This is a genomic window from Allorhizobium sonneratiae (assembly GCF_023700755.1).
Lineage (GTDB): Bacteria > Pseudomonadota > Alphaproteobacteria > Rhizobiales > Rhizobiaceae > Allorhizobium > Allorhizobium sonneratiae.
Genome location: NZ_JAMKOJ010000003.1, coordinates 113,242 through 139,516, shown reverse-complemented (window position 1 = coordinate 139,516; position 26,275 = coordinate 113,242). Strand labels below are relative to the sequence as shown.

The window sequence follows — 26,275 nt, the reverse complement described above, 5'->3', positions numbered from 1 at the left end:
CGATGATCCCTGCCTTCTGTATCAATCGGCCGGTCGCGACCACGCTTCTGGCCATCGGCCTCATCCTCGCCGGTCTTGCCGCCTATCGCCTTTTGCCGGTGGCGGCGCTGCCACAGGTCGATTTTCCAACCATCAACGTGACGTCAACGCTGTCGGGCGCTTCGCCTGAAACCATGGCGACGTCGGTCTCCACACCGCTGATCAAGCAGTTCGAGACCATTCCCGGTATTGACGAAATCAGCGCCACCAACTCGCTCGGCAATTCGTCGATCGTGCTCCAGTTCGATCTCAACCGCGATATCGACGCCGCTGCTGCCGACGTGCAGGCGGCAATTTCGCGCGCCACGAAGTCGTTGCCGGACAACATGACCACGACGCCGAGTTACCGCAAGACCAACCCGGCGGATGCTCCCATCCTGCTTCTGGCCGTCAACAGCGACGAGATGCCGCCGAGCCAGGTGGATTCGATTGCCGAAAACATTATCTCGCCGCTTCTTTCGACCTTGAGCGGCGTGGCGCAGGTGACGATTTACGGCTCACAAACCTATGCGGTCCGCATTGGCGTCGATCCGCAGAAACTGCAGGCACGCGGCCTTGGCGTCGATACGCTGACGACGGCGATTGCCAATGCCAACAGCCAGACGCCGGTCGGCTCGCTGGAAAACGAGCAGCAGCAGTTGACGATCAATGCCAATACCCAGAAAACCAATGCCGCCGAGTTCAAATCGCTGGTGGTGGCCACCCATGACGGTGCGCCGATCCACCTGTCCGATGTCGCCCATGTCTATGACAGCGTCGACAATCTCGATGCCGGCAGCTGGTTTGACGGCAAGCGCGCCATCATTCTCGCCGTCCAGCGCCAGCCGGATGCCAATACGGTGCAGGTCGTCGATGAAATCAAGGCAAAGCTGCCCTCACTGAAGCTGCAATTGCCGCCATCGCTGAAAATCAACGTGATGAACGATGCCTCGACATCGATCCGCGAATCCATTCACGATGTGCAGTTTACGCTGGGCCTGACCATCGTTCTGGTTGTCATGGTCATCTATCTGTTTACCGGTCATCTGACGGCAACGCTCATTCCGGCGCTGGCCGTGCCGCTGTCGCTGGTTGCCACCTTCGGCGGCATGTATGTTCTCGGCTACAGTGTCGATAATATTTCGCTGCTCGGCCTGACGCTGGCGGTGGGGTTGGTGGTGGATGACGCCATCGTCATGCTGGAAAACATTCTGCGCTATGTCGAACAGGGCATGCCGGTGCGCGAGGCGGCGCTAAAGGGTGCGGGCGAAGTCAGCTACACGATTTTGTCGATGTCAGTGTCGCTGGTAGCGGTGTTCATTCCCATCCTCTTGATGGGCGGCGTCATCGGCCGGGTGTTCAACGAATTCGGCATGGTGGTGACGCTTGCCATCCTGTCATCAGCCGTGGTGTCGCTCTCAGTGACACCGATGCTGGCGGCGCGCATTTCCTCCCATTCCGGCAGACCACCGCTCTTCATCCGCCTGTTCGATGCGGGATTCAACAAAACCCTTGCCTGGTATGATCGTTCCGTTGGCTGGTGCCTGGAACATCGCGGCACCGTCTTCCTCGTGTTTCTCGGATCGATTGCCCTGTCCGGCTGGCTCTTTGCCACCCTGCCGACCAGCTTCTTTCCGCAGGAGGATATTGGCCGCCTGACCATTTCCACCAAAGCGCGTGACGATATTTCCTATCCGGCGATGAAAGCGCTGCAGGAACAGGTGGAAAAAATCGTCAAGGCCGATCCTGCCGTCGATCATGTCACATCGATCGTCGGTGGCAGTACCCGCAGCCCGCTCAACAACGGCACGATGTTCGTCCAGCTCAAACCGAAGGACGACCGTCCGCCGCTGGAACAGACGCTGGCCAGCCTGCGCCACAAGCTGACGAAAGTGGTCGGCATCCGCTCCTATGTCACACCGCAGCAGAACCTGCGCTTCGGCGGCCGCAGCACCGCCAGCCAGTATCAGCTGGTCATTCAGGCGCTGAACGCCAATACCACCAATGAATGGGCGAAGAAAATCCAGGATGCGATGACAGCCGATCCGATGTTCACCGACGTGACAACGGATGCGCAAAACAATGCGATCGCCGCCGATATCAGTATCGACGGCGACAAGGCAGCCGCTTTCGGCATCACCAATAGCCAGCTGCGGAACACGCTGGAAATGGCCTTTGGCGGCTATGACGCCGCCCAGATCCAGTCAACCGGGGACAGTTATGACGTTATCGTCGAATTTACCCGCAAGACCCAGTGGAACGATCAGTTGCTGCGCGACATCATGGTGCTGTCGAGCACATCCGGCAAGCTGGTGCCGCTGTCCAACTTTGCCACGGTGACACGGCGCAATTCCGCTGTGACCGTCAACCAGACCGGCCAGCTCGTCTCGACCACCGTCTCCTTCAACCTGCCCGATGGCGTGGCGCTGAGTTCGGCCACCGACAGGATCGATCAGATCAAGCGTGATCTCGGCGTGCCGAACGATGTCTTCACCTCCTATGGCGGCACGGCGGCGATCTTCAAACAGTCGCAGGGCAATACCGGGATTCTGATCCTGGCAGCGGTGCTGACCATCTATGTGGTGCTTGGCGTGCTTTATGAAAGCTTCATCCATCCGCTCACCATCCTCTCCGGCTTGCCGGCGGCGGCGCTCGGCGCGCTTCTGGCGCTGAAGATCCTGAACTTCGACCTATCGGTGATTGCACTGATCGGCCTGCTCATGCTGATCGGCATCGTCAAGAAAAACGCAATCATGATGATCGACGTTGCCGTCGAACTGATCCGAGCGGACGGCGAAACGCCGATGAAGGCCATTCACGAAGCCTGCGTGCGCCGCTTCCGCCCGATCATGATGACCACCTTCTGCGCCCTGCTCGGCGCACTGCCGATCGCACTCGGTCAGGGCGCAAGCTCGGAGCTGCGCCAGCCGCTCGGCATTGCCGTGGTCGGCGGGCTGATCGTGTCGCAAATGCTGACACTGTTCATCACCCCGGTGATTTTCGTCGAGATGGATCGCGGCGGCAAGGCGCTGGCCAGATTGTTCAAACGCAAGGACGATCATCATCCGGCCAATAATGACGGCTCGTCTTCCGGCTCGGCACTGGCGGCGGAATGAACAGGTGACGGGCAGACCACTGCCCGTCACGGTTGATCAGATGAATGTGTCTTGCAAGGATCTCCCGGCCTCCGCTACGACAGACCGGGAGTTTTTTGAAACAGTTTATGGGACTGTCCATGATTGCTTTGCGCCGCATCGTCACACTACTGGGTGTTCTTGTTGTTCTCATGGGCATTTTATGGATGGCTCAAGGGGCCGGTCTTTTCCCCTACCCCGCCTCCAGCTTCATGATCAATCAGACCCCCTGGATCATCCGCGGCGGGTTGCTGGCCGTGGCCGGACTGGCCGTTACCTGGGCGGCGGACCGTTTCATCCGCTGACATTGTTCAGCGGATGAAACACTCTTTTCTGCCACCAAGCTGGTCTACGATCGGCTGATAGCGCGGATCGAGCATAGCGGCCATACGGTAGAGACGCAGCGCGCGTTTCGGCTGCCATAGACCTTCAAAGCCCTTCACGCCAGCCTTTCTGCGCGCCGCATCGAAGGGCACGGTGGAATGGACAAATTCCAGATGGGTCTTTTCTCCCATCGCATAAGGCTTCAACCAAGCAAGCGCCTTTTCAAGATCGCCACCCGAGGCTCCTTTCAATCCATACCAGTTCATGCCCTGCTCTTTCGCCGCCACCGCCACACGGACCAGCGGTTCGAGATCGTAGACGACATAATGCAGCGCATCGCGCTGGCGAAAATCTACCGTCTCGCCCTCCGGGCCAATATTGCGATTGATCTGGGCGATGAAGGCCATCTTCGCCCGCTGGATCATCGCAGGGTCATGCAGCGCAAAAGCCGTCAGCGCTGCCAGTTTGACCCGATGCGAGGTCCAGTTGTTGATCCAGGAGCCTTTGGCCGGGTTGAGGTCATTCTCGAGACGGGTGAGATAGCCATTGCCGAGCGTTTTCAGGAAAGACGAAACCGCAGAGCGGGTTTTGGGGTCGAGATCGGTGTCAAGCAGACGATAGGCGTCGATCATCGCATCGAGCCCCGTCTCATCGATGGGATTGTAGCTCGGCCGATACGTGACCGCCCAGGCCGTCAGCAGGGCTTCGGCGCGCTTGAGATCGTCCGGCCTGTGTTCGGCGCGATAAAGCCGGGCAAGGTTCAGCATCAACGGCCAATCCCGTTCCGCCGCAAGGCTCTGATCCCAGATGCCCTGATGCGGCAGGGTGCCTTCGGTATGAACCCGCGCGATGGCCCGCGGCTGCAAAGGCTCGGCATCGACCGCATGGCGCAGGCTTTTCAGCTCCGCCGGATTTGGCGCAGCGCAGGTTTCCGCAACAACCGGCAGCGGCAGGCCCGCGACAAGAACCAGCAGAGGCAAGACAAGACGACATGGCACATCGAAAGATGTGATACATGCATCAATAATGTCGGACATTCGCATATGAATTCGCATGCGTAATTTCCAATGCCTCCTGATCTTCCTCCCTTGTGCCACGACAAAGCCTATGCGAAAAGGCGGCTCCTTTCAGGCAAGGCTGCCTTCACCTTGTATTTTTCCACCTCACACGATGACTTTTCAGAGGAGAGAAGCATGACCCAGGCGCTCGGCCTCGATTTCGGCACCACCAATACGGTCATTGCCGTTGCAGCTAATGACAGTGACACGCAGTCGATCCGTTTTACCTCCGCCGCCGGTGAGGCGGACAGCATGCGAACGGCGCTGTCCTTCATGAAGGACCCGCAGCTTGGCGCACGCGCGCTGAAGGTGGAAGCAGGTCACGCCGCCATCCGCCAGTTCATCGACAATCCCGGCGAATGCCGGTTTTTGCAATCGATCAAGACATTTGCCGCCTCGCCGCTGTTTCAGGGCACTCTGGTCCATGCCCGACGTTTCCAGTTCGAGGACCTGATGGAAGTGTTTCTCAAGCGGCTGGAATCCTATGCCGGAGAGGGTTGGCCGGGAAAAGCCCGCCGCATCGTCGTCGGGCGGCCGGTGCATTTTGCCGGGGCTTCGCCAAAACCGGAGCTGGCGATGCAGCGCTACCACTCCGCTCTTACGCGGCTAGGCTTCGAGGAAATCCATTATGTCTATGAGCCGGTGGCTGCCGCCTTCTACTTTGCCCGCACATTGAAACGCGACGCCACCGTTCTGGTCGCCGATTTCGGCGGCGGCACCACCGACTATTCGCTGATCCGCTTTGAAACCCGCAACGGGCAGCTCTCCGCCATTCCGGTCGGCACCTCCGGCGTTGGCATTGCCGGAGACCAGTTCGACGCCCGCATCATCGATCATCTCGTTGCACCGGACATCGGCAAGGGCAGCCAGTTCAAGAGTTTTGACAAGATACTCGATGTGCCGAGCAATTATTATGCGAGCTTTTCCCGCTGGAACCAGCTCTCGGTGTTCAAAACCTCGAAGGAATTTGCCGACCTGCAACAATTGGTGCGCCAGAGCCTGGAGCCGGAAAAACTGGAGCTGTTCGTCGATCTGGTCGAGCATGACGAAGGCTATCCACTCTACCAGGCGGTGTCTGCGGCAAAAATCGCGCTCTCTGCCGCCGATGAGGCAGAGTTCAATTTCGCCCCGCTCGGCCCTGCCGGACAAAAGCGGGTGAAACGCGCAGATTTCGAACGCTGGATCGGCGAGGATCTCGCCCGCATCGAAGAGGCGCTTGAGGACGTTCTGAGCAAAACCGGCACAAGGCCCGAGGCGGTCGACAAGGTGTTTCTCACCGGGGGCACCTCCTTCGTACCAGCCGTGCGGCGCATCTTCACCGACCGCTTCAGCGCGGAGCGGATCGAGACCGGCGGCGAAATGGTGTCCATCGCCCATGGTCTGGCACTGATCGGCGAGCGCGACGATATCGACCGCTGGACGGTGCAGGACTGAACAAAGCGGTTTCCTTCCGCAAGCGGCTTGGTTACAAGAAGACCATGATATCGCCCCGCGACATGACCGCCGCAGAACTGGCAGCCCTTCTGGCCTTTCATGCCGATTCCGGCGTGGAATGGCTGCTGGAGGACGCGCCTGTCGACCGGATGGCGCAGTTTGCGGCAGAAAAACGCGCCCGCGCGGAACTGAAAGCTCCGGCGGCCACACGGGCAGAGCAGGCAAACCAGAGCCCGGTACCCTCGCCGCGTGAGCGGATGGCCGCGCAGACCGCCTCGCCACCCTCTTCCTCTTCCGGCCCAACAACGCCAAGAGCGACCATTCCCGACGATGCCGCGATTGCAGAGGCACGGCTTGCGGCAGAAAGTGCGACGAGCCTTGAGGAATTGCGCGCGGCGCTTCACGGTTTTGCCGGCTGCAATCTGAAGCTTAGCGCCCGCTCCACCCTCTTTGCCGAAGGACCGGCAGACAGCGGCATCATGATCATCGGCCCCATGCCCTCTGCCGATGATGACCGCGAGGGTGTTCCCTTCAGCGGTCGTGCCGGGGCCTTGCTCGACCGGATGCTTGGCGCAATCAGCCTCTCGCGCGACAAGGCCATGTTGACTACGGCCATTGCCTGGCGTCCGCCCGGAGACCGCTCGCCAACCCGGGCCGAAGCCGAGATCTGCCGCCCGTTCATCGAACGGCAGATTGCGCTTGCCGCACCCAGAACGGTGCTGCTGCTCGGCAATTTTACCGCCCGCTTCTTTCTGAACAGCAATGGCACGATCCATAGCCAGCGTGGTCAGTGGCATAAACTTGCCGCCGGCGATCATACGACCGCCGCACTGGCGACCTTTCATCCCCACGACCTCTTGACCGCCCCTGCCACCAAGGCCCTTGCCTGGCGCGATCTTCTCGCCTTTCACCAGCATCTGCAGCAGACATCGGATTGATATTGCAAGAACCGGTTCCAGGAACACTGGAACACGTTTTCAGGCAGTCCGATAGGCTACAGCATGGTCCAATCGAGAGCCATTCGGTGCATTGAAAATGCAATGCAGGATCGGGTTTCCTCCATGCGGTCAGCGCATGGCAGAGCCGCTCGTAATGCGATTGAAAATTTCGTGTTGCAGTGCAATATAAGCGGGATTGAAGCAGACAGGATCGGAATTGAACGTGATTCGACGCGATCAACGGCCACTGCATTGTGCGTTTGGCTCTTTACGCCAGGCAATGACTGCATTTCGCCACCCCAGGAAGACAGGACGCGCGCTTCAGGTGGCCTTCGAACAGGCAACGGCGCGAGGACTGGATCCTTTGCGCCGGCCCAGCTGCTGATCAGACGCAGACACAGGTTAAGAGTTGACGATGATGACAAAACAGACAGCCAAACCCAGAACATTCACCAGAGCGCTGGCGCAGATTTCAGCGGCTGTTCAGGCCTCGACAGCCTTTACCCGTTCTGCCTCACACACGCAGCAGGCAGAATCGGACCTCAATCGGGCTATTCCGTTTTGAAACCAGCCTGTTAACGCTTGTCCAGGGAAAGCGTCGGTGCTGTTTCCTGCAGGCCGCATGCGGGTAAGTGCCACCCTCTTTCAAGCGCTACCTCGTGCAAAACCTCATCAAGAATACTGGCCTTGATGGCCAACCAGGCACGATATTCCTGAAGGAATCGCGGCGACAGTAATGTCTGGCTATGCCGTCCCTTGCCCTGACGCACGACGCAGCCTTCATCTTCCGCCCGCTTCAACGAGCGCTGCAAATGGGTTCTCGACATCATAAACCGTTCCGCCATCGCCGGAATATCGATGAAACCCAGATTGAAATAACCGTTTTCCACCGGGGCCTTGGCAACGCGGATCATCAATTCATCCATGACCAGAGCGCCGCTTTCTGTCCACAACAGAATCCCGATGGTTTTTGGCGGTTCCCGCCACAAATCATCGGCAATGCAGCGGCGAGCCATTTCTGGCTGAACATGCAACAAGATATCGGGATTATCGCGATAAAGAGCCAGACGCCCGCCGCCATCAACATAATCGAGCACCATCAGATTGGCTGAGAACCACATCTGCATGGCTTCTATGGTGCTCGGGGACAATTCGAGCCGTCGCGGGCGCTTGCGGCTTTCAACGGCAGGGGTCAGAATCTTCAGAAAAAGATATTGATCGACATAGCTTAGAACCGTGTTCCGGCTGGCAATATCTTTAGAAACCATCCAGTCCTTAAGACCGCTTGCAGTCAAACCCGACCCCTTGCCCACCAGGTAATCGGCAGCGAGTGCGAAAGCCGCATGGGTGATCAACCAACGTTGATGCGACACAAGCGAACGCGAAAGCCTTGGACTCTCCTGAAACTGCTGACCCAGTGCACCGGCGAGCATGGCTGAGGCTTCAACAAAACGCCAGGAGGACGCCAGATAGTCTTTCGATAGCACCATTTCCGCCTCCTTATTCACGCTCGCGCACGGATGCAATCACGTCGTTCATCCTGTCGTGCACTCGTCTTGTGTGTATGCATCATAACTCAAAACCGTCCAGCACCTCCATTGGGAGCGATGCACCAGACGATCATTGAAAACCCGCCATGCCCTTCGTATTCATCACGATACCCTGGTTTAAGTGTCTGCCAAGATTATACTGAACCTGAAAAGCATCATATTCCTTTGTTTTCATTTTCTTTTTAGAGCACTGTCCCGAGAAAATTCCGTTGCGATTTTCTGTCCGAACATGCGTAAGAACAAAGAGTGATAGCCTCTCACTATATTCATGAAACATGATAAACTCTATTTTTTATTCTTGACATTTGAGTACAGCGTATGACGAACCTGGAACTCACATGTCAAATTCATTCCACTGATATAATCATGCAGTGCAATTTTTATGAAAAAGTGATGATGCTCCTGAGCTCTTAAAGCTTTCAGCTTTCTATCCCACACCTCAAACAACGAACTACACTCATAGGTCCCGCATTCTTCACTGCAATACCAATGCGACACGCGGCTCAAGTGTCAGGTGCATACACGATAATGCTGATTGTTCAAAGATTATTCACCATAAAATATTCGGCATTTTCCATGAAATCAGGAAGCTGAAGCATCATCCTCATCTTAATATTGAGAGAATGCCAGCATCAGAGCCTAACCGACCCGCCCTGAAACTGGTCCGGTTCATCATGCGCAATCTCTTTGAACGCTCGGCTGTTGTATACTGGTGGGCAAGGATATTGCGCTTTGGCAGGTGGATGGGCAGACCATTGTCGAAAAAGGGACCCATCTGCCGGAACATCTTGTAGAGTGAACGGATAGTCTGCTCTAGACGGATCGATAAAAGTCATCGCCAGCAATAAGGCTCAGCGGCGGTTTAGGCATGCCCCCTGCGCAACCCGCAGGCCTAGTGGAATGAATGTGACATTTGCTCTCAACCATTCAGCAAATGGCTCGCAAATCTTCAAATCGAACCACGAGTAGGCCACGGTTCCTATTATGAAGATCAGGGCAATAGCATCGCCTAAGCCAGGATCCTGGGCTACGAAGAATATGCGGGCTTGTTGGCATAGCGTTATCATCCAGAAAACCGGGCAGGATGAGGTGATCTCAACCCGGCTCGCCATCCGCAGCCGAAGAAAACCTCATAAAATTTATTGATTATTTGAATTCCTCACGAAATACTCAGATAACTTTAGTAATCGTTCAGAAATTTCTGACACAGTTTTCGCGAATTGGGTCGGCGCAATAGCAAGATCTGCTTGCGCTGGCAAAGATGAATAGGCCGGATCAGGATATTTTGATGCGTACAGAAACGGGCCAGGTCATACGCCTGGCGGATTATCACCCGACCGATTTTGTGCTGGAGCGGGTGGATCTCACGTTCGAGCTGGACCCGACAAAGACAAGGGTGGAATCCCGCCTTATCTTTCATCGGCGCGAAGGGGTGGACAAAAGAGCGCCCCTGATGCTCGATGGCGACGATCTGGCGCTGGACGGCCTGCTCTTCGATCAGATCGAGATGGATGCGGCGCAGTATACGGCCACGCCCAGCCTGCTGGTCATTCGCGATCTGCCGGAAAGCGCGCCTTTCGAGATCACCGTGATCACCACGATCAATCCCGAGGCCAATACGCAATTGATGGGGCTTTATCGCTCGGGTGGCATCTATTGCACCCAATGCGAGGCCGAAGGCTTCCGCCGCATCACCTATTTTCCAGACCGTCCGGATGTGCTGGCGATCTATACGGTCAATATCATCGCCGACAAGGCCGCCAATCCGCTGCTTTTGTCGAACGGCAACTTCCTCGGCGGAGCGGGCTATGGCGAGGGCAAGCATTTTGCCGCCTGGTTCGATCCGCATCCCAAGCCGAGCTATCTCTTTGCCCTGGTTGCGGGCGATCTCGGTGTGGTGGAAGACACATTCACCACACTGTCGGGCCGCGAGGTCGCGCTGAAAATCTATGTCGAGCACGGCAAGGAACCGCGCGCGGCCTATGCCATGGACGCGCTGAAACGCTCGATGAAATGGGATGAGGAGGTGTTCGGTCGCGAATACGATCTGGATATCTTCATGATCGTTGCCGTCTCCGATTTCAACATGGGGGCCATGGAAAACAAGGGCCTCAACATCTTCAACGACAAATATGTGCTGGCCGATCCCCAGACAGCGACTGATGCCGATTACGCCAATATCGAGGCGATCATCGCTCATGAATATTTTCACAACTGGACCGGAAACCGTATCACCTGCCGCGACTGGTTCCAGCTCTGCCTCAAGGAAGGCCTGACGGTTTACCGCGATCACGAATTTTCCGCCGATCAGCGCTCCCGCGCCGTCAAGCGCATTGCCGAGGTCCGGCATCTGCGCGCCGAGCAGTTCGTTGAGGATTCCGGCCCGCTGGCCCATCCGGTGCGTCCGGCAAGCTACCGGGAAATCAACAATTTCTACACGACCACAGTCTATGAAAAAGGCTCGGAAGTCACGCGGATGATCGCCACCATCCTCGGGCCGAAACTGTTCAAGAAGGGCATGGATCTCTATTTCGACCGCCATGACGGCGAAGCCGCAACGGTCGAGGATTTCGTGCGCTGCTTTGCCGATGTTTCAGGACGCGATCTCAGCCAGTTTTCCCTCTGGTACAATCAGGCCGGCACACCGCATGTGACCGTGACCACAGATTATGACGCTTCAGCCAAAAGTTTCCGTATCGATCTGGAACAGATGGTACCGCCCACACCCGGCCAGCCGAACAAGCAGCCGATGCATATACCGCTGCGCTTCGGCCTTCTTTCGGCCAAAGGGGCAAGCCTCAAGGCCAGCGCCGTCGAGGGTGGTGAGGTGTCCGGTGATGTGCTGCATCTGACCGAACAGAAGCAGAGCTTTGTCTTCAAAGGGATCAAGTCGAAACCGGTTCTGTCACTCAACCGTAGCTTTTCTGCCCCGGTTATCCTGCATTTCAGCCAGGCGGACACCGATCTGGCCCTGATTGCCCGCCACGATAACGATCTCTTCTGCCGTTGGCAGGCGCTGACCGATCTGGCCCTGCCAGCACTTTGCGCGGATACGAAACGCATTCTTTCCGGCGAGACCGCAGCCGATCATCCGGCACTGATCGAGGCATTGCTGGCGATTGCCAGCGATGACACGCTTGAGCCGGCCTTCCGCGCCCAGGCGCTCAGCCTGCCGAGCGAGGCTGACATCGCACGCGACTATGGCGGCAATATCGACCCTGATGCCATCCATGCGGCCCGTCAAAACCTGCTGAAGTCCGTAGCCGAAAAGGGGCATGATCTGTTTGCCCGGCTTTGCACCGAGTTGGCCACTGCGACCGCCTATAGCCCGGATGCGGCCTCTGCCGGTCGCAGGGCATTAAAAAACACCGCCCTGCTCTATCTCACGCTGGCCGAGGCTGGTCCTGCCCGTGCGGCAGAAGCCTATGGCAAGGCCGACAATATGACGGACCTTTCCCACGCTCTGACGCTGCTTGCCCATTATTGCCCCGAAACGGAAGAGACTCAGGCGGCCCTTGCCAATTTCGAGGCGCGCTACAGCGACAATGCGCTGGTGATCGACAAATGGTTTTCAATTCAGGCAACCATACCCGGCACGGATGCCCTGGAGCGGATCAGGACGCTGATGCATTATACCCGCTACAATGCTGGCAATCCCAACCGGGTGCGCGCCCTGATCGGCAGTTTCGCGTTCTCCAATCCCACCGGCTTTCACAGGGCCGATGGCGCCGCCTATGATTTGATCGCCGATGAAATCCTCGCCATCGACAAGCGCAATCCGCAACTGGCCGCAAGGCTTTTGACCTCGATGCGCAGCTTTGCCATGCTGGAAAGCAACCGCGCCACCAAGGCCCGCTCCGCCCTGAGCCGGATTGCCGCGGCACAAGGCCTGTCCAACGATGTGCAGGACATTGTCAGCCGGATGCTCGCCGGCTGATTGTTTCCCATGAAAACTGTGGGGGAAGGTTTTCTTCCCCCTTCAATCCGTTGACCGATTAAAAAAATGATTCTCGGCAAAGGGTTAACAATCTCCTACTTTTTTCCGCTGGACAGACAGATTCGCAAATGATTCATTAGCTTAGATTCGGGCGAGCGGCGCGCCGAATCGAGAATCAACCTGATGCGGCAATCGTATCGGGGCTTTCTGCTGGCGTTTGTTTCACGCGCAATGTGCGCGTGAAGCGAAAGACGGCAGGGTTGGCTGCTGTCTTGTGCGGCATCCAGCGGACACGAGGAATCAAGGCGGGGATAATGTCGAACGTGCAGCGGGCAACCGCAGCCGATGAGCGGTTGCGACTCAAATTTCCTGGATTTGTGTCATTTCTGCAAGCGGTGAAGGGATTGTCGGCAACAAGCACCGATGAAGCGCTGCGGCGGATCATTCCGCTGCTTGTCGTGGCGTTTCTCATCGTGCTGGGTCTGGCGCGCGGACTGGGCCAAATGTCGGATTATGCCCGCACAGAAAGCGCCTTGCGCCATTCCACCGCGATGATGGCAACCACTGTCGCAACGGCTCTGGCCTCGATCAGCGACAAGCCCTCCGAATTGTCACGAGCTGCTGCAGAGGCGGTGATCGCCCGGTTCCTGCCGAACCGGCTGGTCGATCATGAAAGCTTCGTGCTCCTGCTCGATCCGAACGGTAAGGTCATAGCCGCCAGCGCCAGTGGTGCGCATTTCATTGGCCTTTCCGTATTCAGCCTGTTTCCGGAAGTGGCCGCCCTGTCCCATTACAACGACCGCACAGGCGCGATTGAAACCGCGATCGACGGCTATCGTCATATTGCCGTCTTGATGCCCTCGGGAGATCAAGGTGCCCTTGTGCTGGCCGCCCATTCCCTTAAAGCTGCCAATGACCATTGGCGCGCCGAAATGGCATTGAATGTCACACTATTTGCCGCCATTGCGCTGATTTTGATCGGCGTGCTCTATGCCTATTTTGCTCAGGCCAAGCGCGCCCGGGATACGGCGGATGTGTTTATTGAATCCAATCGCCGGGTTGAAACGGCGCTGTCGCGCGGGCGCTGCGGTCTTTGGGATTTCGATCTCGCCAGCCGCAAGCTGGTCTGGTCGAGCTCGATGTACGACATTCTGGGTCTAACGTCTTCCGGCAGGGATCTGACCTTTGCTGATGCCGCCCGACTGATGCACCCCGATGACGGCAATCTTTACGCGCTGGCCCGCACCATTGGCCGCGATGGTGACCGGCAGATCGATCAGGTGTTCCGGATGCGCCATGCCAACGGCCATTATGTCTGGCTGCGCGCCCGTGCACAGGTGCTGCGCAGCAATTCCGGCTCACCGCATATCATCGGCATTGCCATGGATGTGACGGAACAGCATCGGCTGGCACAGCGCTATGCCGAGGCCGACCAGCGGCTGGCAGACGCCATCGAATGCACCTCGGAAGCCTTCGTGCTTTGGGACAAGAATGACCGCCTGGTGATGTGCAACGGCCATTTTCAGCAAGTTTACGGCCTGCCAGACAGCGTTCTTGTGCCAGGCGCAGAGCGCGCAGCGGTAGAGGCGGCAGCCAGCCGCCCGATCATCCAGCGACGCATTGCCGATTCCGGCAGCAAGAGTGTCTCTCGCACCACTGAACTGCAACTGGCCGATGAGCGCTGGCTGCAGATCAACGAGCGACGCACCCGCGACGGCGGTCTGGTTTCGGTCGGCACGGACATCACCCTTCTCAAGCGGCATCAGGAGAGATTGCGTGAGCAGGAAAGACGGCTGATGGCGACTATTGGCGATCTGTCATCCTCACAGAAGAAGCTGGAGCGGCAAAAAGCAGAGCTGTCCGACGCCAATGAAAAATATCTGGCGGAAAAGGAACGTGCGGAAGCGGCCAACAAGGCGAAATCGGAATTTCTCGCCAATATGTCGCATGAACTCAGAACACCGCTCAACGCCATTCTCGGCTTTTCGGAAATCCTGACGACCGGCATGTTCGGCCCGCTCGGTTCACCCAAATATGCCGAATATGCCCGCGATATTCACGACAGCGGCAAACATCTTTTGAATGTCATCAACGATATTCTCGACATGTCGAAGATCGAGGCTGGCCATATGGTGCTGAAGCTGGAGCAGATCGACTTTGCCTCGCTGATCGACGAAACCCTGCGGCTGACCAGCGTCTCGGCCAAGGAGAAAAACATCACCGTCGATCAGAAAATCGCCACCGACCTGTCCCTCAAAGCCGACCGGCGCGCCATAAAGCAGATTCTGCTCAACATCCTCGCCAATGCAGTCAAATTCACCGATCACGGAGGCCGCATCACCGTCAGGGCCTATCACAGCGGCCAAGGGGTCAGGCTGCTGATCGCCGATAGCGGCATCGGCATTCCGAAACAGGCGCTCGCCAAGATCGGCCAGCCTTTCGAGCAGGTGCAAAGCCAATATGCCAAAAGCCGGGGCGGATCAGGGCTTGGACTGGCGATCTCGCGCTCCCTCACCCAGTTGCACGGCGGCAGCCTGAAAATCCGCTCCCGCGAACATGTCGGCACAATCGTTGCCATCACCGTGCCAAACCGGCTGAATGCCAGCCCGGTTGCGCGCGCCAGCTAGAGCAGTTCCAGGAAAAGTGTGAAACGGTTTTCTCAGGATACTGCTCTATACTTGCAAAATCCGGTAAAACAGCCGGCGAACAGCCTTGCCGCGCCGTTTCAGTTCAGCCTCCAGCGTTTTCAGGTCAGGACAATCGGCAAGCCTTGTCAGCCGGTCGATCAGACCGGCGGGTGCCGTCTCCGCCAGCCTGTCGTCGTTGAGACATACTCTGATCAGTTGGGTCAGATCGGTGTAAAGACGAAGTGTCGTCAAGAGCAGCTGTCTTTCATCATCAGTGACAGCTTTCCCGGCCAAGGCAGCCAGTATTTCCACCGTCGGCCTGCCAGAAAAGCCATCACTGGCACCGCTGGTCAGCACAAGAAACTGTGCCATGAACTCGAGATCGATCATGCCGCCCGGCACGAGTTTCAGATCAAAGAGCGAATGCGGCGGCTTCTCCTGCTCGATCAGCGCCCGCATCTCTGCAACATCGGCGGCAATTTTTGCCGTGTCGCGCGGCAGGAGAAGAACATCGGCCACAACCCGCGCAGCCTCCTGCATCAACTGCGTGTCACCGGCAATCAACCGCGCGCGCGATAGCGCCATATGCTCCCAGGTCCAGGCCTCTTCTTTCTGGTAGCGGGCAAAAGCATGAAGTCGCGTGGCCACCGGCCCTTTGTTGCCGGACGGCCTCAGCCGCATATCCACCGCATAGAGTACGCCTTCGGCCATCGGCGCAGACAATGCCGCAATCAGCCTTTGGGTAAAGCGGGTGTAATAGCGCACCGGATCGAGCGGCTTTTCCCCGGTGCTCTCTTCCGCGTCATCGTCATGCTCGTAAAGCAGAATGAGGTCGACATCCGAGCCTGCCGTCAATTCGCGTGAACCGAGCTTGCCCATGCCGAGAAGCGCAACCCGCCCACCCGCTATCCTGCCATGTGCCCGTTCCATTTCCGCCTGAACGGCAGCAAGCACCTCGGCAAGCAGAAGATCGGCGAGATCGGTAAAGGCCGATCCGGCAACGGCACCATCGATCGATCCGGTCAATAGCCGGATGCCGATGAGAAAGCGCTGTTCGGCGGCAAAAATCCGCAACCGGTCCAGAAGGTCCTCGTAATGGAGACTGCCGGTGAGAAAGCTTTTCAGCCGCCCGGTCAGATAGGACCGCGTCGGCACCTCGACCATCAGCGCCGGATCGAGCATGCCGTCGAAGACATGCGGGCGACTGGCAATGATATCGGCAAGGCGCGGGGCTGCGGCCATCACCGTGACAAGAAGATCAAGCAATGGCAGATTGCTGCCAATCAGCGAAAACAGCTGGATGCCTGCCGGAAGACCGCGTAGAAATGCGTCGAAGCGCAACAGTGCCTCATCGGCGCGGCGGCTCATGCCGAAACGCTGCAACAGGCGCGGCGTCAGCTCGGTCAGCCGTTCCCGCGCCTCGACGGACTGGGTCGCGCGATAACGGCCCGAATGCCAGGTACGGATGATCTTTGCCATATCGCCGGGCCGCTCAAAGCCCAGCCGCTTCAGGGTTTCCAATGTGCCGGGATCGTCATTCTGGCCAGTAAACACCAGATTGCCGCCGGACGACAGTGCATCCTCCTCCTCGAAAAGGCGGGCATAACAGCTTTCCACCAGCCGCAAGATCCGCTCCAGCCGGTTGGAAAAGACAGTGACAGTTTCAAAACCACAAAGAAGCGCAATCCGCTTCAGTTCGCCAGCGCTTGTCGGCAGTTCATGGCTCTGTTCGTCATGCACCATCTGGATGCGATGCTCGACATCGCGCAGGAACCAGTAGGCCTCCGTCAGGGCGCGCCGTGTGGCCGTGCCGATCCAGCGCGCCTCTTCCAGCGCCACAAGCGCCTCTTCCGTCGAACGCACCCGCAATTGCGGCATTCTGCCCCCGGCAATCAATTGCTGGGTCTGGACGAAAAACTCGATCTCGCGGATGCCACCGCGCCCGAGCTTGACATTATGCCCCTTGACGGCAATCGCACCATGACCCTTGTGACTGTGAATCTGCCGCTTGATCGAGTGAATATCGGCAATTGCCGCATAGTCGAGATATTTGCGGAAGACGAAGGGGGACAGGTCCTTGAGAAAGGCTAAACCGGCAGCAAGATCGCCCGCCACAGGACGCGCCTTGATGAAGGCAGCGCGCTCCCAGTTCTGGCCACGACCTTCATAATAGATCAGCGCTGCCTCGACCGGTACGGCCAGCGGCGTGGCACCCGGATCGGGCCTCAGCCTGAGATCGGTGCGGAAGACATAGCCATCACCCGTGCGCTCTTGCAGAATGCGCACCAGACGGCGCATCATCCGCCCATAGAGTTCGGTTGCCCGCTCGGGCTCGGCCAATATACCGGAATCGGGATCGAAGAAGACCACGAGATCGATATCAGAAGAATAATTCAGCTCGCCCGCACCGAGCTTGCCCATGCCGAGCACGATCAGCCCGCTTGCGGCAGAAGGGTCGGAAACAGACTTCACCCGCAATTGCCCCGCCTGATGGCCGGATAACAGCAGATGATCGATGGCGGCGGAAACCGCGGCTTCGGCCATGCGGCTCAGCCAGAGCGTGCTCTGTCTTGCATCGAAAATCCGGGCCAGATCGGCAAGCGCCACCAGAAAGGCCAGTTCCCCCTTGGCCCGACGCAGGTGCCGCATCACCTCGGCTTCGGAAGGGGTGATATCCTGCCCCTCCGGCGCCTGCCATGCATTGCGGGCGCTTGTCACCAGCACGTCAAGCTGCGACTGAAGAGGCCGTGTCAGGGCGCGCACCAGCACGTCGGCATCGCGTTCGACCGTATCGCGCAGATAAGGAGACAGGCTGAGCGCCGCAACGACAAACTGTTTCACCGGCAGATCACTGGCAAGGCAATCGGCGAGCGACGCATCATCCTTTGCCTTGGCCTTCAGAAGGGCCAGCACGGCCTTCTCCGATGCTTTGTTCAGCGGTTGCAAAGGATTGTTTTCCAGTGCACTGAGGCAGATATCGCCCCTCTCCATCATCCGCTGCTCCTCTGCCGCTCTCCTCTTGCAACAAGAGCCTACTGCATAATTCCTTAAATCGGAATCGATTTAAGGAATTATGCAGCAAATATATAGCGTTACAGCAGAGCGTGAAACATCTCAGGCCATGGCGGGAAAAATCATGGTCACGGTCAGGCCGGGTTTCTCAGGATGGCTGGCATCGGTCTGGCTCAGTTCCAGCCGTCCACCATGCAAGGCCATAACCGCTTCCACCAGAGAAAGACCAAGGCCCGTGCCCGGCTTGCTGCGGCTTTCATCGAGGCGAACGAAGCGTTTGACGGCATCCTCACAGCGTTCCGGTGGAATGCCCGGACCCTGATCGCAGATCGACAGATGAATGTCTTTGGCGACGCGGGCGAGACGAATTCTGATCTCGCTGCCATCATCACCGGCATATTTGATGGCATTGTCGATGAGATTGAACATGGCCTGACCGATCAGCTCACGATTGCCATGCACGCTCACCTGCGTCTCGATCTCGCTGACCAACACATAACCCGCCTCGTCCGCCACCGGTTCGTAAAGTTCTGCCGTATCGGCGGCAATCGCGGAGAGATCGAGATCCGTCAGCTCTGCGGCAATCGAACCCGCCTCGACGCGAGAGATCATCAGCAAGGCGTTGAAGGTGCGGATCAACTGGTCAGATTCGGCGATAATGCCCTCAAGCGCTGTCCGCCGGGTATCGCCATCGTCACCGGCCAGCGCATCGGCGGCCTTGTTGCGCAGCCTGGTCAATGGCGTCTTCAGATCATGAGCGATATTGTCGGAGACCTGCCGTAGGCCTTCATTGAGTTTTTCGATCCGCTCCAGCATCTCATTCAGCGAGGAAGACAGCCGATCGAATTCATCGCCGGAACCGGAGACCGGCAGGCGCTGGGCAAGATCGCCCGCCATAATCTTCTTGCTTGCTGCCGACAGCCGATCGATGCGTTTCAGCGCATTGCGACCGATAGCAAACCAGATCACCAGCGCCCCCGCGCCCATGATCGCCAATGCTACCATCAGCGCCTTGCGCACCAGATAACGGAACTTCGTCGGCTCGCCGAGATCGCGGCCCACCAGAATGCGCATGCCGTTATCGAGCACGACCACATGGGCGAGCGCCAGATGCGGCTTGGCGTCAGTCGGATCCTGAAAGCGATTGTAGGTGAAGGGAAAATCGGTCCAGCCCGGCCGGTCCATCACCCCCGGCTGCACGGAGCTGACATTGCCCGCCAGCAACTCGCCATTCGGACCGGCAATCACATAGAGATTGGCGCCGGGCTGGCGCATCCGCCGCTCCATGAAGCGCAGAAGCCCGTTGACGCCGGTATGGTCATAAACCCGCTGGATATCCAGCACTTCCTGCTGGAGATTCTCTTTCGTCTGCTGATTGAGCAGCCGCTCCGACAGCGCCGTGACATAGATGACCAGAAACGAGGCGCAGAGCGCAAACAGCACGATGTAAAGCGCAGACAGACGCACCGCCGTCGATTTCAACAGAAGGCTCATCCGCGACATGAGGTGGCTTACCCCTCATCCTTGATCATGTAACCGGCGCCGCGCACCGTTTTCAGCAAGGGCTTGTCGAAATCCTTCTCGATCTTGGAGCGCAACCGCGACACATGCACGTCGATGACATTGGTTTGCGGATCGAAGTGATAATCCCAGACATGTTCGAGCAGCATGGTACGTGTCACCACCTGACCGGCATTCTTCATCAGATATTCGAGCAGGCGAAACTCGCGCGGCTGCAGGAGAATGTCCTTGCCGGCCCGCGTCACCTCATGCGACAGCCGGTCGAGCTGCAGATCGCCGACCCGGTAGATCATGTCCTGCTCGGGCGTGCCCTTGCGCCGTCCCAAAACCTCGATGCGGGCAAGAAGCTCGGAAAAGGCATAGGGTTTCGGCAGATAATCGTCACCTCCGGCGCGAAGCCCGGTCACGCGGTCATCCACCTGACCAAGGGCGGAGAGAATGAGAACCGGTGTATTAACGCCGCGTCTGCGCAATTCGGAAATGACCGAAAGACCGTCCCGGCGCGGCAGCATCCGGTCGATCACCATCACGTCATAACTGTTTTCCGTCGCCATAAACAGGCCCGACTCGCCATCGCTGGCGTGATCGGCAATGATCCCGGCCTCCCGGAAGGCCTTGGTCATATAGGCAGCGGCTTCGAGGTCGTCTTCAATGACAAGTATCTTCATGCGCATGACATTAGACTCCGCCGAGCCGGTTTGACAGCCCGTTGCAGCATTCTCCACGTCTTGTCGTTTCTGCCAGCCCATGGCGCGCTCCCGTCATGATCGTCAGGCAGGCAGCGGCGGAAAACCGCCGCTGCCCTTTCAGTTTCAGAAGTTCAGCCCTGATTGATCGGCAGAGCGACAAAGCGGCTGCCATTGTCGGTTTCGATCTGGAAGAGCGCCCGTGTGCGACCTTCCTTCTTCGCCTGATTGATGATGCGCGTAACATCACCGGCATCAGAAACCTGCTGATTGTTGACCGAGGTGATCGTCTGCCCGGACTTCAGCCCCTTGTCGGCGGCGTCGGAATTGGGGTCGACATTGGTGATGGTCAGGCCCTTGCCATCGTCGGAAGGCTTGACGGTAACGCCAAGATTGGCGAGCGCCTTTTCCGTTGCCGGAGCTTGATCCTGCTGCTGACCCTGATCGCCGTTGTCATTGGACGCCATGTCCTTTTCCGGCGGCAGTTTGCCAAGATCAACCTTAACCGACATGGATTTACCATTGCGCCACAGCGACACATCCACCGTCGTGTTCGGACGGAAAGAGGCAATCCGCTTGGCAAGATCACGCGGGCCTTTCACCGGATCGCCATTGACGGCGGTGATGACGTCACCCTGCTTGATACCTGCCTTGGCACCCGGCGAGCCAGCCTGCGGCTGGGCGACCAGCGCACCCTTGGCTTCCGCAAGACCGAGCGATTCGGCGATATCCTTGGTCACCGGCTGGATTTCCACGCCAAGCCATCCGCGCTGCACAGAACCATGTTTGATCAGCTCGTTGACCACGGTTTTCGCCGTGGATGCGGGAATGGCGAAGGCAATCCCGACGCTACCGCCCGACGGCGAGAAGATCGCCGTATTGATGCCGACCACCTGACCGTTCAGATTGAAGTCCGGTCCGCCGGAATTGCCGCGATTGACCGGCGCGTCAACCTGAATGTAATCGTCATAGGGACCCGAACCGATGTCGCGACCAAAGGCGGACACAATGCCCGACGTGACAGTGCCGCCAAGACCGAAGGGATTGCCCACGGCCAGAACCCAGTCGCCGACGCGAACCTTGCTGTCATCGGCCCAGTTGACATAGGTGAATTTCTTGTTCGGCGCATCGATTTTCAACACGGCCAGATCGGTGCGGGGGTCGGTGCCGATCAGCTTGGCCTTATATTCCGTACCGTCATTGAGCACTGCCGTATAGGCCTGACCATCAGCAACGACATGGTTGTTGGTAACGATATATCCGTCTTCGGAGATGAAGAAGCCGGAGCCCTGGGCAACCGGACGAAGACGGCCATGGCCTTCACCGGGTTTCTTGTCGCGGGGGCCATGGCCGGGAGGCACCGGCATGCCCCATTCCTTGAAGAAACGCTTCAGTGGATCGGGCAGTTGATCATAATCATGCCCATTGAAGTTAAAGGAGAAATTGCCGTCGTCCGCAGTCTGTTGCACATCAGAGGACACACGAATCGACACGACTGCCGGCAGGACCGCCTGCACCACATCGGCAAAGCCGGGAATTTGCGGCGACTGTACCGTAACAGGTTCGGCATAGGCCGGAGACATCAGGGCTGGAATGCCTGCGCTCAGCATCACCGCGCCAAGCCCGGCGACGGTGCCAGTCATCAAGATTGTCTTGAAAGAACGCTTGTTCGGGGTCTTCGACATTGGAGCACTACCTTCATCTTTGGTTGCATGACAGGCCGGACGGCCAGGAGGGCAAAAACAGCATGACCGGAAACCGATGTTTCAAAAATGGTACAGGCTGTCTTCAGCAGTTGATGACCTAAGATATAGGGTGTCCCACCTTACAACGAACTGTCTGGATGATGAATTTTTGGTAATGGCGGATTTCAGGATATGGAAAGTTTTCCAAAGACTTGAATGATCAACGCACCAGAGCCTAATGCTCTACTCTTTCAGCACCTGCTTGAGCTGCAATTCTTCCTCTGGCGACAGCATCTCGTTGCTGGCCGTCTGCTGACGCTTCCTCGTGCGCAGAAAAAGAGCAAATGCGCCTGCCGCAAAGAGAGCGGCAGGTGCAAACCACAAGATCACGGTATCTGCCGTCAAGGGCGGCTTCAACAGAATGAAATCACCGTAGCGCGACACGAGATAATCGATCACCTGCTGATCGCTGTCGCCCTTCTCCAGCCGTTCGCGCACCAGAAGGCGGATGTCGCGAGCGAGATCGGCATTGGAATCGTCAATCGACTGATTCTGGCACACCATGCAGCGCAATTCAGCCGATAATGCCCGCGCCCGCGCCTCAAGAGCCGGGTCTTTCAGCATTTCATCGGGATTGACGGCAAACGCCGGGACCACCGCAATCATGAAGACGAAAACAAGGCTGGCGGCAAAGCGGAAAAGCCTCATTCCGCCGCCTCCATCCCAGCCTGCGCAACTGGTTCTGCCTTCGCCTTGCGGCGCGGCGCACCGACACGCAGGCGACGGTCGCTCAAGGAGACGAAACCGCCCAGCATCATGATGACGGCACCACCCCAGATGCAGAGAATGAAAGGCTTCCACCAGATGCGCACCACCATGCCGCCATCCTTGCTGACATCGCCGAGCGCCAGATAGAGCTGGCTGAGCCCAAAGGTGCGGATACCCGATTCGGTCACCGGCATCTGCCGCGCGAGATAAAGCCGCTTCGAGGATGTGATACGGCCTGCCGACACACCGCCGCGGCGCAGTTCGAACACGCCCTGATCGGCGGTGAAATTCGCTCCCCGCACAGAGGTCATGCCCTTGAAGGTCACGGCATAACCGCCCGCATTGACGGTCTCGCCCGGTTTCATCTCCACCACGCTTTCCGTCTGGAAGGCGGAGACGGCAATAATGCCGAGCACGCTTACGCCAAGGCCGAAATGGGCGAGCGCCGTCCCGAAGGCCGAGCGCGGCAGACCGGCCAGCCGCCGGAAGGCGACAGAAAGCGGCTGCTTGCCGAGACCGCTACGAAAGACGAGATCCGCCACCGCGCCAAAGATCAGGAAAAAGCCGAGGCCGAGCCCGAAAACCACCAGAACCGGCCCGCCATGCTGCCAGTAATAAAGCGCCACCCCGGCCAGAAAAGCCAGAATGGCCGCCAGATAGAGCCGCTGCAACGCGCCATACAGATCGCCCCGCTTCCAGGCCAGCATCGGGCCGAAGGGAACCGCGACAAGCAGCGGCAGCATCAGCAGGCCGAAGGTGAGGTTGAAAAAGGGAGGTCCCACCGAAATCCGCTCACCCGTCAGGGTTTCGAGCAGCAGCGGATAGAGCGTACCGATCAGCACCGTTGCAGTCGACACCGTCAGCACCAGATTGTTCAGCACCAATGCGCCTTCACGCGACACGGGCTGGAACAACCCGCCGGTCTTCAGCGCCGGTGCCCGCAGCATGAAGAGAAAAAGCGCACCACCGATAAACAGCACCAGAATACAGAGAATGAAAATGCCGCGGCTGGGATCGGTTGCAAAAGCATGGACCGAGGTCAAGACGCCGGAACGCACGAGAAACGTGCCAAGCAGCGACAGGGAAAAGGTCAGGATCGACAAGAGCACCGTCCAGACCTTCAAGGCATCGCGCTTTTCCATGACAAGCGCCGAATGCAGCAGAGCCGTGCCGGCAAGCCAGGGCATGAAGGAGGCGTTTTCCACCGGATCCCAGAACCACCAGCCGCCCCAGCCAAGCTCATAATAGGCCCAGTAAGAGCCCATGGCGATGCCCGCCGTAAGAAATGTCCAGGCAGCCAGCGCCCAGGGCCGCACCCAGCGCGCCCAGGCGGCATCGATCCGCCCGTCGATGAGGGCGGCGATGGCAAAGGAGAAGCAGACCGAAAAGCCGACATAGCCGAGATAAAGCAGCGGCGGATGAATGGCGAGACCCGGATCCTGAAGGATGGGATTGAGATCCTGTCCCTCGGCCGGGGCCGGCATCAGCCGGATGAAAGGATTGGAGGTCAGCAGGATGAAGAACAGAAAGGCGCTGGCGATCCAGGCCTGAACCGCCAGTACATTGGCGCGCAGCCGGTCCGGCAGATTGCCGCCAAACGCCGCAACCGAGGCGCTGAACAGCGTCAGGATCAGCAGCCACAGCATCATCGAGCCTTCGTGATTGCCCCAGACGGCGGCAAAGCGATAGATCGCCGGCAGGAGCGAATGCGAATTCTGATAGACGTTGAGCAGGGAAAAATCCGACACCAGATAGGCATGGGTCAGAACGCCATAGGAAAAAGCGACGAGGGCAAACTGCACCAGCGTGCCGTTGACCGCTGTCTGCATCAGGCCGGGATCGCCGCGCCGCGCCCCGATCACCGGCAGGATGGAGACAAGCAGCGAGGCGGCGAGCGCCAGAATAAGGGCATAATGACCAAGCTCGACGATCATGGCTGCGCCCCCTCACCCTTCCAGATGCCGTCTTTCTTCATCCGCTCGGCCACTTCCTTCGGCATATATTTTTCGTCATGCTTGGCCAGCACCGTATCGGCCTGAAAAAGCCGGTCGCCGGGGCCGAAAACCCCTTCCGTGACCACGCCCTGCCCTTCACGAAACAGATCCGGCAGAATGCCGGTATAGGTCACCGGCACCGTCTCCTTGCCATCGGTCACGGCAAAGGTGACGGTCGAGCCATTGCCGCGATGCACCGAGCCCTCTGCCACCAACCCGCCAAGGCGGATGCGTGTTCCGGGCGTCACAGGCGTCTTCTGCAGATCCGACGGCATGTAGAAATAGGCGATCGACTGGCTGAACCCCAGGAGAATGAGCAGCACCGCCGCCATGATAAAGCCGGTGCCGCCCAGAATGACGGCCAACCGTTTCTGCTTGCGGCTCATTTCGCCAGTTCCTCCACCGGAAGACCGAGGCTCCGGGCCGCAGCCAATAATTCCTTGCCCTGCTCTCCCTCGGCGGGAAAGGCTTTCAATCCGGCTTTCAGCGCCGCCATGGCGCGGGCCTGATCTTTCAGCATGACATAGGAGCGCACCAGCCGCATCCAGCCTGGAAAGTTATTCGGATCGGCCTTCAGCTTCGCATCGAGGCTTGTCACCATACCGGCAATCATTTCCTGGCGCGCCTGCGGCGAAAGCTTTTCAGCCGCCGCCATATCCGCCGCGGAGGGATTGCCGGGCGGGGCAGGCGAAACGGCTGCCGTTCCGCCATTTTTCTCGATATGGCGGGCAAGGATCGCCTGCCACGGTGCATCAGGGGGCGAGGCTTTCGCCAGAGCCTCAAAAGCCGCGAGTGCCTCTGCCTTCTTGCCGGATTGCTCAAGCGCCAGCGCCAGATAATAGTCGGTCTGCGGATTATCGGCGCTCATGGCCTTCGATTGGCGCAAAAGATCAAGCGCTTCATCGGTAATAACCCCGTCATGCTCGGCCATCAGTGCTTCGGCCAGACCGTTCAGCCGGGCAACGCTTGCCCCATTGATGCGGATGGCGTTGCGAAAGGCGGTTTCGGCCTGATCGGGGCGTTGCTCGCGCATATAGATCGGGGCCAGCAGATCCCAGCCCTTACCGTCATCGGGGTGGTCGATCAGATGGCGCTCCACCTTGGCAATCAGAATGGACATATCATTGCCGGGATGATCGAGCCTTGCCTGCAAGGGCTGATCCGGCAGGCCGGGACTGCCGAGCATGAGATAAAAGCCGAGCCCTGTGGCCGGCACGAGAAGGATAACGAGGATCTGCGCCAGCCGGTTTTTGCCCGGTCTTGCCGCCTTGACCGCAGCGTTGCTGGCGGCCAGCAGACGGCGGGCAATTTCGGCACGGGCATATTCCGCATCCTCGACGCCGATCAGGCCACTTTGCCTGTCCCGGTCAAGTTCCTGCAACTGGTCGCGATAGACGGCAAGCGCACCGGCGCGGGCATCGATTTCAGCACGCGCCATGCCGCCAGCCAGCGGTCGCAAAAATGCGGCAGCAACACCAAACGTCAGGACGGCAATCACAATCCAGAACAGCATGACACCAGACTTACTGCATCAGAGGGGGCAATCCAACCGGCAAAATGCCGCGTGACGGCGGATCGGGACCTATGCT

17 protein-coding genes are annotated in these 26,275 nt (G+C 58.4%); 6 read left to right on the top strand and 11 right to left on the bottom strand.

Going from position 1 to position 26,275, the window contains the following annotated elements; all coding sequences use genetic code 11:
• Positions 1 to 2: 2 nt before the first annotated feature.
• Together NAC44_RS06280 and NAC44_RS06275 are read left to right on the top strand one after the other, a co-directional pair.
• On the top strand, positions 3 to 3,134 hold the full coding sequence (locus NAC44_RS06280) for an efflux RND transporter permease subunit (protein WP_250939105.1): 3,132 nt from the start codon (positions 3 to 5) through the stop codon (positions 3,132 to 3,134).
• Between the two features lie 107 nt (positions 3,135 to 3,241).
• A complete protein-coding gene (locus tag NAC44_RS06275) occupies positions 3,242 to 3,457 on the top strand; it encodes a hypothetical protein (protein ID WP_250939103.1) in 216 nt (71 codons plus the stop codon).
• 6 nt (positions 3,458 to 3,463) lie between these two features.
• Here NAC44_RS06275 and NAC44_RS06270 read toward each other — a convergent pair whose 3' ends face one another.
• Complete coding sequence (locus NAC44_RS06270) at positions 3,464 to 4,513, bottom strand: alginate lyase family protein (protein WP_250939101.1); 1,050 nt, start codon at positions 4,511 to 4,513, stop codon at positions 3,464 to 3,466.
• 156 nt (positions 4,514 to 4,669) lie between these two features.
• On the opposite strand from NAC44_RS06270, the gene NAC44_RS06265 reads away from it, so the two are divergent.
• On the top strand, positions 4,670 to 5,968 hold the full coding sequence (locus NAC44_RS06265) for an Hsp70 family protein (protein WP_250939099.1): 1,299 nt from the start codon (positions 4,670 to 4,672) through the stop codon (positions 5,966 to 5,968).
• Between the two features lie 44 nt (positions 5,969 to 6,012).
• A complete protein-coding gene (locus NAC44_RS06260) occupies positions 6,013 to 6,906 on the top strand; it encodes a uracil-DNA glycosylase (RefSeq protein WP_250939097.1) in 894 nt (297 codons plus the stop codon).
• Between the two features lie 575 nt (positions 6,907 to 7,481).
• Here NAC44_RS06260 and NAC44_RS06255 read toward each other — a convergent pair.
• The gene (locus NAC44_RS06255; RefSeq protein ID WP_250939095.1) at positions 7,482 to 8,396 is read right to left on the bottom strand and encodes a hypothetical protein; all 915 of its coding nucleotides are present in this window, start codon (positions 8,394 to 8,396) and stop codon (positions 7,482 to 7,484) included.
• A 1,348-nt stretch (positions 8,397 to 9,744) separates the two neighbouring features.
• Between NAC44_RS06255 and pepN the strand changes: the two genes are divergently transcribed.
• The gene (gene pepN, locus NAC44_RS06250; protein WP_250939093.1) at positions 9,745 to 12,393 is read left to right on the top strand and encodes an aminopeptidase N; all 2,649 of its coding nucleotides are present in this window, start codon (positions 9,745 to 9,747) and stop codon (positions 12,391 to 12,393) included.
• Between the two features lie 175 nt (positions 12,394 to 12,568).
• On the opposite strand, the gene NAC44_RS06245 is transcribed toward pepN, so the two are convergent.
• Positions 12,569 to 12,814 carry a hypothetical protein gene (locus NAC44_RS06245; RefSeq protein WP_250939929.1) on the bottom strand — a complete coding sequence of 82 codons (246 nt, stop codon included), beginning with the start codon at positions 12,812 to 12,814 and terminating at the stop codon, positions 12,569 to 12,571.
• Here NAC44_RS06245 and NAC44_RS06240 point away from each other — a divergent pair.
• Positions 12,708 to 15,020, top strand: a complete 2,313-nt coding sequence (locus NAC44_RS06240) for a PAS domain-containing sensor histidine kinase (RefSeq protein ID WP_250939090.1) — start codon at positions 12,708 to 12,710, stop codon at positions 15,018 to 15,020. The genes NAC44_RS06245 and NAC44_RS06240 overlap by 107 nt on opposite strands.
• Positions 15,021 to 15,065: 45 nt before the next feature.
• Here NAC44_RS06240 and NAC44_RS06235 read toward each other — a convergent pair whose 3' ends face one another.
• The 8 genes from NAC44_RS06235 to ccmI all read right to left on the bottom strand — a co-directional run bounded on the left by NAC44_RS06235 (position 15,066) and on the right by ccmI (position 26,199).
• On the bottom strand, positions 15,066 to 18,014 hold the full coding sequence (locus tag NAC44_RS06235; RefSeq protein WP_250939088.1) for a bifunctional [glutamine synthetase] adenylyltransferase/[glutamine synthetase]-adenylyl-L-tyrosine phosphorylase: 2,949 nt from the start codon (positions 18,012 to 18,014) through the stop codon (positions 15,066 to 15,068).
• A gap of 120 nt (positions 18,015 to 18,134) precedes the next feature.
• Positions 18,135 to 19,535, bottom strand: coding sequence for an ATP-binding protein (locus NAC44_RS06230; RefSeq protein WP_250939086.1), 1,401 nt, complete (start codon positions 19,533 to 19,535; stop codon positions 18,135 to 18,137).
• Positions 19,536 to 19,543: 8 nt separating this feature from the next.
• Positions 19,544 to 20,302: a response regulator transcription factor gene (locus NAC44_RS06225; protein ID WP_274706809.1), complete on the bottom strand. Its 759-nt coding sequence runs from the start codon at positions 20,300 to 20,302 to the stop codon at positions 19,544 to 19,546.
• Positions 20,303 to 20,373: 71 nt separating this feature from the next.
• Positions 20,374 to 21,924, bottom strand: a complete 1,551-nt coding sequence (locus tag NAC44_RS06220) for a Do family serine endopeptidase (protein ID WP_420839896.1) — start codon at positions 21,922 to 21,924, stop codon at positions 20,374 to 20,376.
• 243 nt (positions 21,925 to 22,167) lie between these two features.
• Positions 22,168 to 22,632, bottom strand: coding sequence for a cytochrome c-type biogenesis protein (locus NAC44_RS06215; RefSeq protein WP_250939082.1), 465 nt, complete (start codon positions 22,630 to 22,632; stop codon positions 22,168 to 22,170).
• Entirely contained in the window at positions 22,629 to 24,626 is a 1,998-nt protein-coding gene (locus tag NAC44_RS06210) for a heme lyase CcmF/NrfE family subunit (protein ID WP_250939080.1), read from the bottom strand. Before NAC44_RS06210 ends, NAC44_RS06215 begins: the two co-directional genes overlap by 4 nt.
• Positions 24,623 to 25,072 (bottom strand): cytochrome c maturation protein CcmE, encoded by a 450-nt coding sequence (ccmE, locus tag NAC44_RS06205; RefSeq protein ID WP_250939078.1) that lies wholly within the window; start codon positions 25,070 to 25,072, stop codon positions 24,623 to 24,625. Before ccmE ends, NAC44_RS06210 begins: the two co-directional genes overlap by 4 nt.
• Entirely contained in the window at positions 25,069 to 26,199 is a 1,131-nt protein-coding gene (ccmI, locus tag NAC44_RS06200) for a c-type cytochrome biogenesis protein CcmI (RefSeq protein ID WP_250939076.1), read from the bottom strand. The genes ccmE and ccmI overlap by 4 nt, the downstream gene beginning before the upstream one ends.
• Positions 26,200 to 26,275: the final 76 nt, after the last annotated feature.

Excerpts from the sequence above, each read along its gene's own strand:
- NAC44_RS06280 (WP_250939105.1), top strand. The coding sequence starts at position 3 with ATGATCCCTGCCTTCTGTATCAATCGGCCGGTCGCGACCACGCTTCTG.
- NAC44_RS06275 (WP_250939103.1), top strand. The coding sequence starts at position 3,242 with ATGGGACTGTCCATGATTGCTTTGCGCCGCATCGTCACACTACTGGGT.
- NAC44_RS06270 (WP_250939101.1), bottom strand. The coding sequence starts at position 4,513 with ATGTCCGACATTATTGATGCATGTATCACATCTTTCGATGTGCCATGT.
- NAC44_RS06265 (WP_250939099.1), top strand. The coding sequence starts at position 4,670 with ATGACCCAGGCGCTCGGCCTCGATTTCGGCACCACCAATACGGTCATT.
- NAC44_RS06260 (WP_250939097.1), top strand. The coding sequence starts at position 6,013 with ATGATATCGCCCCGCGACATGACCGCCGCAGAACTGGCAGCCCTTCTG.
- NAC44_RS06255 (WP_250939095.1), bottom strand. The coding sequence starts at position 8,396 with ATGGTGCTATCGAAAGACTATCTGGCGTCCTCCTGGCGTTTTGTTGAA.
- pepN (WP_250939093.1), top strand. The coding sequence starts at position 9,745 with ATGCGTACAGAAACGGGCCAGGTCATACGCCTGGCGGATTATCACCCG.
- NAC44_RS06240 (WP_250939090.1), top strand. The coding sequence starts at position 12,708 with ATGTCGAACGTGCAGCGGGCAACCGCAGCCGATGAGCGGTTGCGACTC.
- NAC44_RS06235 (WP_250939088.1), bottom strand. The coding sequence starts at position 18,014 with ATGATGGAGAGGGGCGATATCTGCCTCAGTGCACTGGAAAACAATCCT.
- NAC44_RS06230 (WP_250939086.1), bottom strand. The coding sequence starts at position 19,535 with ATGTCGCGGATGAGCCTTCTGTTGAAATCGACGGCGGTGCGTCTGTCT.
- NAC44_RS06225 (WP_274706809.1), bottom strand. The coding sequence starts at position 20,302 with ATGGGCTGGCAGAAACGACAAGACGTGGAGAATGCTGCAACGGGCTGT.
- NAC44_RS06220 (WP_420839896.1), bottom strand. The coding sequence starts at position 21,924 with ATGTCGAAGACCCCGAACAAGCGTTCTTTCAAGACAATCTTGATGACT.
- NAC44_RS06215 (WP_250939082.1), bottom strand. The coding sequence starts at position 22,632 with ATGAGGCTTTTCCGCTTTGCCGCCAGCCTTGTTTTCGTCTTCATGATT.
- NAC44_RS06210 (WP_250939080.1), bottom strand. The coding sequence starts at position 24,626 with ATGATCGTCGAGCTTGGTCATTATGCCCTTATTCTGGCGCTCGCCGCC.
- ccmE (WP_250939078.1), bottom strand. The coding sequence starts at position 25,072 with ATGAGCCGCAAGCAGAAACGGTTGGCCGTCATTCTGGGCGGCACCGGC.
- ccmI (WP_250939076.1), bottom strand. The coding sequence starts at position 26,199 with ATGCTGTTCTGGATTGTGATTGCCGTCCTGACGTTTGGTGTTGCTGCC.